Raw genomic sequence first — 12,231 nt, forward strand, 5'->3', positions numbered from 1 at the left:
ACGATGAGCAAGGAATCGCTGTCGAAATTCGGTGTGAGGCCGTTGGCCATGAAATGCCAGTTCTGTTCGAACCCAGCGACGATGCACCTGACGACGATTATCAACAGGAAGAAACGCGAAACGCACGTTTGCGATGCCTGTGCCGAAGAACGTAATATTCTTCCGGGCAAAAGTTCTGAAATGCCCATCAATGCCCTGCTGCAGTTTGTGCTCGGTTCGAACCCGGGAATTGAGAAGGAATCGGACGAAACAGCTTGCCCCGAATGCGGTCTTAAGTATGCGCAATTTCGGAGTGAAGGTCGCCTGGGTTGCCCGCATGACTACGAGGTCTTCAAAGAACGCCTGGAACCACTGCTGCTGAAGATTCACCGGTCCCAGAATCATGTGGGTAAAGTCCCTGCCAGCCTTCATTCCGCACGCCAGGCGCAGGAGATGCAAAACTTTCGAAATCAGTTACTAGAGGCGGTGACGCGGGAAAATTACGAGGAGGCCGCGAGACTTCGCGATCTTATCCGCAGTAAGGAACAGCTGGATGAAACTCGATAGCATGCTGCCGCAGTTGGGGGAATGGCTCCGCGGAACGGGTCCAGAGTCCGATATTGTAATTTCGACCCGGATTCGACTGGCTCGCAATCTGGCCGATATGCCATTTACGAACCGGGCCGCTGGTATCCAAAAGGCCGAAGTGGAGAGCAAACTCCGCGAAACGATTGCTAAATTGAACTGGCATAGCCCCCTGCACTACATCGGCATGCAGGATTTGAACGCTCTGAATCGACAGTTTCTAGTCGAACGGCAGCTCATAAGCCGGGAAATGGCCAACGTTCTGGAAGGGCCACGCGGCGTCGCCTTCGACGATACGGAATCGGTCAGCCTGATGGTCAACGAGGAAGATCAACTGCGGATGCAGGTCATGCGCAGCGGTTTCGCTCTCGATCAGGCCTGGGAAACCATTGACCGTATCGACGACATGATCGAACAAAAGGTGCAATATGCCTTTCACGATCAGTTTGGCTACCTGACCGCTTGCCCGACCAACGTGGGCACCGGCATGCGAGCCAGCGTCATGCTCCATCTGCCCGGGCTCGGATTGACCAAGCAAATCGAAAAAGCCTTCAAAGCCATGCAGAAAATCAATCTGGTGGTGCGCGGCCTTTACGGCGAAGGGAGCCGGGCCTCGGGGGACTTTTTCCAGATATCCAATCAGATGACTCTGGGAAAAAGCGAACCGGAAGCCCTTAACGACATCCGCAGCCTCATTCATGATACGCTGAAATACGAGCGATTTGCTCGCTCGACCCTGCTTCGGGAAAATAAGCAGGCCCTGCAGGATCGCGTCGCCCGGGCCCTCGGCACGCTTCAATCGGCTACCATGATGACTTCCGAGGAGACCATGGAACTGCTCTCCGCCGTACGCCTCGGCGTGCACATGCACCTGATTGAAGACTTGACGGCTCCCTTGATCAACGAGCTATTTCTTCAGACTCAACCCGCGCATCTGCAGAAAATCATCGGCGAAGCACTGGATGGCGAGGCACGCAATGCGGCCCGGGCGCGGTATCTCCGTCAGCGGTTGCGAGAGATATCTCCCCAGGCGAATTAAAAATCGGTCTTTTGTACATCATGATTGAAAATCCGAACGCATTTCCTCGTTGGAAGTCCACCACAAAGATTCTCTTCTGGTTGCTCTTTACAGCTTGGACCGCGGCACTTCTGGCCCCGGTTCCTCCTAAAATCGTTCAGGAACTGGGCGATGAATGGTCGTTCAACATAGCCAAAACCCTGCACGTATCGATTTTTGCTATCGAGATGATCCTCGGTTTAAGCTTTCCGCGAAGCACCGCCGGGCGGTGGAAGATTGTCGGCCTTTTGTCGCTTCAGGGTATTCTGACCGAAGTTCTTCAGGCTCTGCTCGAACCCTACTGCCACCGCCATGGTTGCTTCAGCGATGTCGTGAAAGACCATATCGGTCTGACTCTCGGACTGGGATTATTCTTCGGCTTCCAATATTGGTTCCAATCCCCGCGAAATACTTCAAGCGAGAAAATTTCCGACTCCGGTCCTGTATAATGGATGAGAGGGTGAAAAAAATGAAACAGACAATTGCAACATCACGACGCTCGCTCATGGCGGCTATGGTCATGGGGGCCGCTCTGACCGGTTTTGCCCCAGGTTCCACAGCATCGGCCGCTACGAGCAGCGATACAATCCAAAATATCACTAAATACTGCCAGACTTGCTGGCGAAACGCCCGGCTATCTCCGGACAGCTGGACCGATTGCACGCAGGAAGTTTTCGTCCGACTTCTCGAACGGGTCGATTCCGAAAAATGGAATTCGCTTTTGAAAAACGACGAGAGCCTGGAACGCAAGGAATTCTTGAGGGCAATCGATGCCGTCAAGAAACGGACCAAGCGAGCCAAGCAGTATCACGAACTGGTGAATGACCCATTCGATTCCCGGTCAAACGGTGATGCGCACCGGAACGATCTCAGCCAGATTCTCAGCGAGACCGGTTCGCAGATCCTCAGCCAGCGTCAGCAGCGAATTCTGCATTGCTTCCGGACTGGCTGGAGCGTGGATGAAATCGCCAAGGAACTCAACACCACCTCCGCACGGGTCAGCGACGAAAAATACAAGGCTATCCGCAAACTTCGCCAGCAACTGTCGGTCTAAAGTAAAAAATCTCGCCCAAACCTTCCATTGTTGGACATTTGTCCAACACATTTTTCCCTACCATCTTCTTAAGCTACCTGCCTTCTAAATTCTGGAACTCCGCCTGCGTATGGTCATCGTTCTCATATTTGAGCGATACCTCCACCCATTAGCTCTAGAGATCATAGAGTGGATCGGATTCTACTCAATGTGACAATTATGCGTTTTAGGGTAATGGCCTGAACCCGGTAAGTTGCGGTAGATTCGCAAGGATTTTGCTTTCGTTAAAGCTGCTAATTGGTACCATAGAATGAGTAAATTTTACCCCAAGACCTGGTGAGTACGCTCTCTGGGTCGTCGTAATTTTGTTCTGTCGTTGATCGGGTACAGTCGATTAGTTAACCCCTATTTAACTTTCGATTCAGTCCCCCGGATTGCCATCTGAAAATAAGTGCGGCCACAGTGGCTTTGACTCGTCCCGAGTTGAGGTTGATCCAGGGCTGATTTATTTGGGCAGTTCTAAGTGCTAATTTTCATCCCGAGAGAAGCATCGAATGTCCCCGTCTCTAAATGCCCACACACCCAAGCGCACTCGATCGGGCCCCTGGCGCAAGAAAATTGCCGTGGCGTTCAGCCTGGGACTCGGTTTATTCTCCCCTTCCTCCGCGCGCGCTACTGATTACAGCTGGAACCTGGACGCCAACGGAATCTGGGATACCACCTCGTTGAACTGGACAGTGGCGGGCAGCGCCCCGACCACTTACACGAATCTGGCAGGCGATACGATTTCCCTCGGGGATACCATTGCTCCGACGGCATTTCGCATTCTCGGGGTGGCCCCCGGCGGTATGACCACCGGCGGCATCACTTTCGGCAATACCGGCAATTTCGGCTATACTCTCGGCACTGCGGGCACCAGCATCACACTCGACAACAACGGCTTGCCGGCAACCATCAGTGTGACGCGCGGTTCGATTGGCGGTTCGACGATCACCAATAGCAATCTGATCGTGGTGACTGACCTGAATATTGTCAATAATGGTGCTGTCGGAGTTACGGCTCTGAGTCTGATTGGAAGTAATTCCAGTTTTATCGACCGAGCCACCTTCGGTGGTGTCGGGATCGGCACCATCACTTTTGATGGCCAGAGCAACACCTTACTTGACGGAGCCATCGGCGGCAACATTGCCGGAGGCATTGTAAAGAATGGAACCGGGACGGTTAGTTTCACCGGGAATGCCTCCGGGAACGCTTTTAGCGGTGATATTACGATCAATAATGGCGTGCTGTCCATTTCGGGCGGCGATGGAACGCTGGGGAACTCCGCCAATAACATCATTTTTGGCACAAACTCCAGTGGTACTTTCCGTTTCGGAAGTTCGGCCACGCTGAATGCCAATCGCTCGGTGATTCTGAATGGCAACGGAAACATCGATCTGGCAGCCGGTGCGACAGGCGTTCTGCTCGGACCAATCTCGGGAGCGAATTCGCTTCTGGTGACCCAAACTGGCATCGGGAACTCGAGTACACTTCAGTTGCAAAATGCCAACCCGAACTTTACGGGCTCCGTTATTATCGGCGGGGGCACATCCGTTATCGGCAGCCAAGTTTCGAATGCCGTTTTTGGAAGTACTCCCGGGGCTATTCTGGAGTTGGCGGGAACCAGCGGTTCCCTAGCGAACATCAGTGGCCTGACCTTGATGAACGGCGGCGGACTGACCATCACGCAACCGACAACGGGGACAGTAACGACGAGTCGACTTGCGACGGTACCTATCGTCTCTAATGGTGGTCGATTCCTCTACAACCCCGGTGCCAATAATGGCAACCAGATCGTAGATAATTTCGGCAGCCTTCAGCTGACCGGGTTAACGGTATTTACTTCATCGATATTCACGGGCCCCGCCGCCGGTACCATCCTGAATTTTTCGAGCATTGATGCCGCAAATTATCGCGGTACCCTGCTTCTACAGGCGAATACGGATCCTACCCAGGCCAGCTACGGATTTTTGGGCAATCCAAACGACTTGCCCAGTTCTACCAGCGTGAATATCAAATTTGGCAACGCAACGAACTACATCATAAATGGTATCGTTCCCTTTGCGGCCTACACAGGAGCTCCTTCCGGAGCCAATAGCACATCGATTTTTAGTCCGGCCATTTATGGCAGTAATGGTTTAAGACCCCTCGCGGACAGCGATTGGACTAATGCATCTTATTCGTTCGCGGCCGCCAACCTTAGCGGCACGAAAAATTCGCAATGGACCGGTGGCACGGTGTACGACGTGGGAGGAGTAAATTCTCTCTATGTACTCGGGAGTACCGTCTTTCAAAGCCCCGGAACTATTACTGTCACCAGCGGTTGGACCGGTTACAACTCGCCCACATATTTCTCCGGCTCTAACCTCTCTTTCGGCGGGGTGACCGGCTATTTCCATGTTTCGAATTCAGTCTACTTTACCAACACTTCCTCGCTCAGCGGCAGCGCAGGAATTGTCGTCAGTGGACTGGATACCGTTTACGGCTCACTGAATTTTTCGAACACGTCAAGCAACTCCTTCAGCGGCGGCCTATTCATCAACGGCAACGCGTATGTGACCTTTACCAATGACCTGCAACTCGGTACCGTCAACGGCAATATCAACCTCGCGGGCGGAGCTCTAGTCTATGCCGGCTCCAATTCGCAATCGCTCGGTAGTCTTCGAACGATCAATATCGGTCCCGCCGGGGGTAGCATTGGGAACTCAACGCCCAATACGACTTTCACAATCCCAGGTCTGATTACAGGGTCCGGGCAACTGCAGATCGGAGGTCAAACCTCCGTCTCGAACGCCACAGTTTCGCTGACAAATACTAACGCCAACACGTACACCGGCGGAACCCTCATTACCAATGGTATTCTCGAGATCACTAATTCGAATCAGCTCGGTTCCGGTGCCATCCTCCTCAATGGGGGAACTCTCCAGGCGGGTGCCAGCCTCTACTTCTCTGTTACTCCGAGCTTGATCGCCAGTTCTTCCATCGACACTCAGAGCAATACCATCACCCTCGGCGGCGGCTTGCAGGGTCTCGGCGATGGATCGGTTCTGACCAAAATAGGGACAGGAAATTTAGTCTTTGCTGGAGATACAACTTACTCTTCCAGTTTGAATATTGGAAATGGAGCCGGTACTGTCACCATCAGTGGCAATGGGAAAATGCCTGAATTGGGTGCAGTTACAATCGGCAATGATGCCGTTTTCAGCATCGATAACTCGGCGACGAATATTAGCAATCGAACCGGCCGGGCAACGAGTATTACGTTGACGAATAACGGGAATAATACCGGATTTATGTCAGGGGGTGGCACCCTGAATATCACCACGAACAGCGCCACAGATTCTTTCGTCTTCGGAGCCCTTTCAGCCACGGGAGGGACTTCCACCAATCCCAGCACAAATTTGATTAATATTTCGGATAGCGGAAGTGGAAATCACACCATCACATTCAGCAGTTTGGTGCCAGTTGCGCAGTACAACACTTTGACCTTCCAGGGAACCAACAATTTTGGATCTACGACTATCGGAGGTACTCGAGTTTATTTCACCGCAGCCCCCACTCTCGTCGGCGGCTTGATTCCTAACGCCTATTTTTCGACGACAAGCGGAATTACTTTCGCCACGTACGATTCGACACTGGGTATCATCGCGTACAACACACCCTCACCTCAAACCGGTCTGTATATCGATAACGTTACGGACCGGGGCAATGGATTGACCGTTTACAACTCGATTTTCACCACGGCTTCGCCATCGGGTGGCAACACAGTCACCACGGCCTATCTCGGGGCCAAGGTGAATAGCCTCATCCTATCGGGTTCCGACATCCTACTATCACCCGGTGCCAATTCTCCGCAGCAAGCAAACGGCTATACCGCTGCAGATACATTAGTTATTTCCTCCGGTATCTTGTCCACATCCGGCTCGATATCTCGCCAGATCACGGCGGCTTCCGGCAATCCCATCTTAAGCTTCGGAAACCTGCTGGCATCCGTCAACACTTCCGCAGATTTGACAATCGGCTCGGGTGTAATTCTCTCCGGTAGCGGCGGACTCAATAAACAAGGGACCGCCAATCTCATCATCAATGGTACGAACAACCTCGGTGGCGATTACAACATCGCTCTGGGCGGCCTGATTTCCAACAGCAATGCCAATATTGGATCGTTAACCTCGGACTCTGGTACGAGCTTGATAATCGGTACGGGCACCAGCTTCACAATCGGGGGTCTCACCAACACCACCGCTGAAGGGAACATTTCTGGCGGTGGTTCGCTGGTCAAAACCAGCACGAGTATACTCACACTCACGGGCACTAACAGTTATGCGGGTGGCACGACGATCGAAAGCGGCGGCATCTCGGTCGATCAACTTACGAGATTGGGCACTGGTGCTCTGACACTTAATGGTGGCACGCTGTATTACACGGGTGCCTCCGCCACGCTGACCACGAATTTCGCGGTCGGCATATCGGGCGGAACGCTAAACGTTTCAACTCCGATCACAACCCTGACTTTCAGTTCCACGCCGAATGCTACTGGAACACTCACCAAAGATGGTGCGGGGACGTTGCAACTCGCCTCCGGTTCTCCCTGGACGACTACAACTTCATTGAACATCCAAGCTGGGACTTTTGATGTCAATGGCAATGCGGTCACTGTGGGGAACCTGAGCGGTGCTGGCGGCAATTTAAACATCGGAAGTACTACATTTACAATCAACCAGTCGGCGATCTCAACTTCCACGACGGCGACGACGATTTCCGGTAACGGCAATCTGAACGTTACGAATGGAACTCTAAACCTGACTTCTCCGCAAACCATCCAGGCAACTATTTCCGGTTCCGCTTCACTGGCCTTCAATCCCACTTCCAATTCCACACTGACACTGTCTGGGAATAACACCTATTCCGGTGGGACGACCTTCGGGGTATATGGCGGAGCAGGCATCGGTGCCAGCAACGCATTGGGTACCGGAGCGGTAACTTTCACCAACAATACCAGCACTTCCTCCTCCACTCCCACGATTCAGTTTGGCCTCGGCATCGGCGGTTCTGCCACAATACCCAACACGATCAATCTCAGTACGACGCCGGCGATTCAAAATTTCATCGCTTCTGATGATACGAGTGGCTTCAACCAGACTCTGACTCTCTCCGGCATCATTCATGGGGGTAGCGTTGGAATCGGTACTCAGTTAATCATCGATTCTTCCGGTTTGAATGAATCGAACGTGGTCCGTTTCACGAACCCCCTGAACGACTTTTCTGTCGATAGTCTGATTGTGCAGCACGGAACGCTCGCCATCACCTCCAACGGCAGCCTGGGAGCTTCCAGCAACACTCTCATTCTGGCTTCGTCCGGAGTCAATGGCTCCCTTCGCTTCGACGCTGCCGGGATTAATCTCAATCGCTCTATCCTCCTCACCAGTTCCGGTGGGGGGGGAATAAATACGAACGGATACAACGGAACGATTTCAGGTAACTTATCCGGCTTATCGGATTTGCAGGTATTTGGTGGCGGCGTTCTGACATTCAATTCGACTAATTCACTCTCGGGATCGATCTATCTGTCACCTGGAGCTTCCTCCTCAGGTGGAATTGTTCTCAACAATCAAGGCACCTTCCTTAATATCGGCAGCTTGAACATCGGAAACGGCAGCACCACACTGACGCCGAGTTTTACTCTCGATAATACCGGTTCGAGTTCGAACGCCCTGAATTCGCGCCTTGCTTCGGGAGCCAGTGTAAATCTCAGTAATGGCTTGCTGCAAGTACTCGGCAATAACGCTTCGACACCGCAGGCGATTTCAAATAGTTCCAGTGCCCTGGGCGCTTTGACCATTGCCAGCGGAACGACGAACAACCAGGTTAACCTCGTCTCTTACGGAGCGGCCGTCGATCTCTATTTCAGCATTCTGTCGAGCATACCCACCGGGGCCGGACTATTGTTTAGCGGTACTAATCTGGGCAGCGTTAGTACTTCCGGATCCGTCAGCCACATTTTCTTCTCGAATGCTCCGACACTCGTCAATGGGGCAATTCCCAACGCATATTTTGGAAGCTTTGGCGTTCAAGCCACTTACGATCCTGTGCGAGGTGTGATCGCTTTTACGCCTTCTACTGTTACTGGAATTTTGCTCGACAACGTGGGAACCGATACGACCACCAGTCCCAGTTCCATCGGGAACCCAATCACACCCAACACCGCCACTTTCATCACCTCTGGAGCGGCCATTGCAAAATTGGGGGCAACTGTCGGCGGCCTCACCCTGTCAGGAGGTTCGATCACACTCAAACCGAATATTTACCCGACCGGAACATCGGGAATCGGGTTGGCAACTGGCGCCGACCTGGTCATCAACGGCATACTCCAATCGACCACGAGCGCGCAAAGCATCTCCGCAACCGCGGCCAGCAACCTCGTCTTAGGGACCGGTTCGACGGTTGTGACCACCACCGATCTCACTATTCTTGGTTCGAACGTGACTATCGCTGGGACCGGTGGACTGAACAAATACGGCAGCGCCAATCTTATCATCAACGGCGGCACTCATACTATTCTGGGTGGATTGACGATTAACGCTGGCACGGTCACATATCAAAATGGAGCCAGTTTACCTGCGAGTAATAGCTTGACCGTCGCATCCGGTGCGTCCTTCTCGATGAACGATGTCAGTACCACTTTCTCCGGTTTGTTCGGTAATGGCTCGGTTTCCACCGGTTCGCTGACTAGCAGTGTGCTGACAATCGACACTTCCACGGCAGTTACTACTCCGCAATTCTTCGGCTCTTTAACAGGTTCTGGAAGCCTTACCAAACAGGGAACTGGCGTTCAAATCCTTTCAGGAAATTCGTCGAGTTTCTCGGGGAACGTTTCGATTCTGAATGGTTTCTTGCAGATTTCTGCAGACAATAACCTCGGGGCTTCCACCGGAATACTCACCTTAAACGGTGGGGGCATCCAATATGGAACCGCTTTCTCCTTTGCTAATAACCGATCCATTCAATTGGGCACCAACGGCGGCTATTTCGATTCGAATGGGCTAACCGTTTCATTGAATGTCGGTACTACGGGCTCGGGCGATCTCATCAAAACGGGCTTGGGTATTCTCAATATCTCCGCGAACCAGTCTTATACCGGCAACCTGCAAGTCATCCAGGGAACGGTCGCCCTAACTTCCAGCAACCAACTTCCGACAGGTTCGGGTGTTGTGGTGGGTAATGAGGCCGGTGGAACGGGCGCAACGCTAGATATTGGCGGCAATTCCCAGTTGATCAAAAATCTTACTCTCTATGCTCCCGCGGGCGGCAGCAACACCGCAATTAATATTGGCGCCGGTGGCTCGCTTCATCTGAATGGCGATATCAACCTACTCGACAACACAGCCTCTCCCGGTTTTGGCAGCTCTACCATCATTGCCGGAGCAAGTAATGCCACGCTCGACCTGAACAACAGTATTAGAAACATCAATGTGGCCGGTCAGGCCGCAGGGAGCAGTGGAGACCTCCAAATCAATTCCGTTATTACCGATGGAGGGATCAATTTTACAGGGGCACTTTCCACCGGTTCTGGCCTGCCCGGATCCTTGACTCTCGGAGCTACCTCGGTCAACACTTACAGTGGAGGAACCTTCGTCAATGGCGGCGTTTTGAATGTGGCAGCCACCACAAATTTGGGAAATGGCGGTTTGACTCTCTCTACGACGAATATCGATTCCACCGTCAATCTGAATGGTAGCATGACGATCGCAAGCCTGGCATCGGGCACCTTGACGCCCGGATATAACGCCACAGTGAATATCGCTACGGGTACGACTTTAACGGTCAATCAATCGATCAATACGACCTATGGTGGCGTCATTGCGGGCGGCGGATTTACTAAATCGGGTTCCGGAACTCTCGTACTGCTTGGTACCAATACCTACACGGGAACCACCACCGTTACTGGAGGAACTCTGGCCGTTGGCAACTTGACCGGCGGATCGCTCGCCGCCGGTTCTTCCGTAATAGTTAACGGATCGGGAACTCTCGGTGGCCTTGGGGTGGTGAATGGTAACATTGACATTCAAAGTGGTGGAACTGTTGCACCGGGGCTGAGCACGATCAACAACGGTATCGGAACTCTGCATACGGGTAGTCAAACCTGGTATGGCGGAGGCACGTTCAGCTTAATCTACGATAACACGGCCGCTACACCTGTACCGGGCACCACCCACAACCAACTCGTTGGATTGTCGGGTGGTTCCTTAACTCTGAATGGTTTAACGGGTACCAATCTTTTCAATCTGCAGATCACCGCGACGAAACCGAACACATCGGCGGGTATCAATACGCCGCTGACCTACACCTTCGCGACCTTTGATACGATAAGTGGCTCGGGGCTTGGTATGGCCTCGCAAGACGTGACTTCGCTGTTTAATATCACCGGAAATTATCTGGGAAATGCGACGGTATCTTTCAATTACACCTCGGGTGGGCCCGATACCTTGTCTGTCACTTTCGTGCCTGTACCCGAACCCGCCAGCCTGCTGGTTATCGGAGGTGCGGGTATCGGACTATTAAGCTGGGTTCGTCGAAATCGAAGGAAAAATTCGGCGACAGTGTAAAAACTGTTTATCCGATCAGATTTTTTTGCATCTCGGTGATCTGTCGGATACCCAGTTCGCCGAGTTCGATAAGTTCGTTTAACTGAGTTCGGGAGAAAGTGGCTTCCTCGCCGGCCCCCTGAACTTCGATGAATTTGCCCGTCCCAGTCATCACCAGATTCATATCGACCTCGGCATCCCGATCCTCAACGTATTCCAGATCGAGCCGAGCCTCTCCTTCGACTAGCCCGACACTGACGGCCGCCACACTGTCGGTCACGATCCGCTGCCAGGAGCCTATTTCAGCCTCTTTTTTCTTCAGAGCCAGTACCAAAGCTACAAAGGCTCCGTTGATGGCGGCTGTCCGCGTTCCTCCATCTGCTTCCAGGACGTCGCAATCGATCCAAAGGGTCCGCTCACCCAATTGGGAGAGATCGACGACGGCTCGCAGACTGCGGCCTATCAGCCGTTGAATTTCCACGCTGCGACCATCGACTTTTCCGGCTTTATCGCGAGCTTTTCGACTATTTGTGGAGCCGGGAAGCATTCCGTATTCCGCGGTCAACCAGCCTTGCCCCTTACCCTCCAGAAATTCAGGAACTTTTGTATCGATGCAGCAAGTGCATAGAACTATGGTCATGCCCGAACGAACCAGCACGCTTCCAGGGGCTTGTCGTGTAAATCCAGGTTCGAAGGAGAGTGGTCGGAGCTGATTAAGATTCCGGTTTCCAGGTCGCATGCTCAAAATATCCAGATTTGGAACGGGGCGAGCCGCCCCGAACTTAGGCGGAAATGGGAATTACTTCTTGGCCTTGGCGGCTGCTTCAGTCTTGGTAGCCTTTTCGAACAAGCGTTTTTCCGTTTTCTTACGACGCTTTTCCTTCAGTTTCTTTTTATCGCCCGCCGGATTACCCATTTGCAATCTCCTTTTACTTGAAAGACTCTATTTCGTA

At 52.6% G+C, this 12,231-nt stretch carries 6 protein-coding genes; 5 read left to right on the plus strand and 1 reads right to left on the minus strand.

All coding sequences use genetic code 11. The annotated features are described in order from the left end of the window. Positions 1 to 3: 3 nt before the first annotated feature. From KIH39_RS13540 to KIH39_RS13560, 5 genes are all read left to right on the plus strand, one after another. The gene (locus tag KIH39_RS13540) at positions 4 to 546 is read left to right on the plus strand and encodes a UvrB/UvrC motif-containing protein (RefSeq protein WP_213493775.1); all 543 of its coding nucleotides are present in this window, start codon (positions 4 to 6) and stop codon (positions 544 to 546) included. Then, complete coding sequence (locus KIH39_RS13545) at positions 533 to 1,603, plus strand: protein arginine kinase (protein WP_213493776.1); 1,071 nt, start codon at positions 533 to 535, stop codon at positions 1,601 to 1,603. Before KIH39_RS13540 ends, KIH39_RS13545 begins: the two co-directional genes overlap by 14 nt. Positions 1,604 to 1,614: 11 nt before the next feature. Next, positions 1,615 to 2,070, plus strand: coding sequence for a VanZ family protein (locus KIH39_RS13550; protein WP_213493777.1), 456 nt, complete (start codon positions 1,615 to 1,617; stop codon positions 2,068 to 2,070). Between the two features lie 20 nt (positions 2,071 to 2,090). After that, positions 2,091 to 2,675 carry a sigma-70 family RNA polymerase sigma factor gene (locus KIH39_RS13555; RefSeq protein ID WP_213493778.1) on the plus strand — a complete coding sequence of 195 codons (585 nt, stop codon included), beginning with the start codon at positions 2,091 to 2,093 and terminating at the stop codon, positions 2,673 to 2,675. A gap of 533 nt (positions 2,676 to 3,208) precedes the next feature. Beyond that, a complete protein-coding gene (locus KIH39_RS13560; protein WP_213493779.1) occupies positions 3,209 to 11,299 on the plus strand; it encodes a beta strand repeat-containing protein in 8,091 nt (2,696 codons plus the stop codon). Between the two features lie 7 nt (positions 11,300 to 11,306). Here the strand turns inward: KIH39_RS13560 and rph are convergent, their stop codons facing one another. Then, a complete protein-coding gene (gene rph, locus KIH39_RS13565) occupies positions 11,307 to 12,017 on the minus strand; it encodes a ribonuclease PH (RefSeq protein WP_213493780.1) in 711 nt (236 codons plus the stop codon). Positions 12,018 to 12,231: the final 214 nt, after the last annotated feature.

This window comes from Telmatocola sphagniphila (assembly GCF_018398935.1).
In the GTDB taxonomy this organism is placed as follows: Bacteria; Planctomycetota; Planctomycetia; order Gemmatales; family Gemmataceae; genus Telmatocola; species Telmatocola sphagniphila.

Excerpts from the sequence above, each read along its gene's own strand:
- KIH39_RS13540 (WP_213493775.1), top strand. The coding sequence starts at position 4 with ATGAGCAAGGAATCGCTGTCGAAATTCGGTGTGAGGCCGTTGGCCATG.
- KIH39_RS13555 (WP_213493778.1), top strand. The coding sequence starts at position 2,091 with ATGAAACAGACAATTGCAACATCACGACGCTCGCTCATGGCGGCTATG.
- KIH39_RS13560 (WP_213493779.1), top strand. The coding sequence starts at position 3,209 with ATGTCCCCGTCTCTAAATGCCCACACACCCAAGCGCACTCGATCGGGC.
- rph (WP_213493780.1), bottom strand. The coding sequence starts at position 12,017 with ATGCGACCTGGAAACCGGAATCTTAATCAGCTCCGACCACTCTCCTTC.
- KIH39_RS13545 (WP_213493776.1), top strand. The coding sequence starts at position 533 with ATGAAACTCGATAGCATGCTGCCGCAGTTGGGGGAATGGCTCCGCGGA.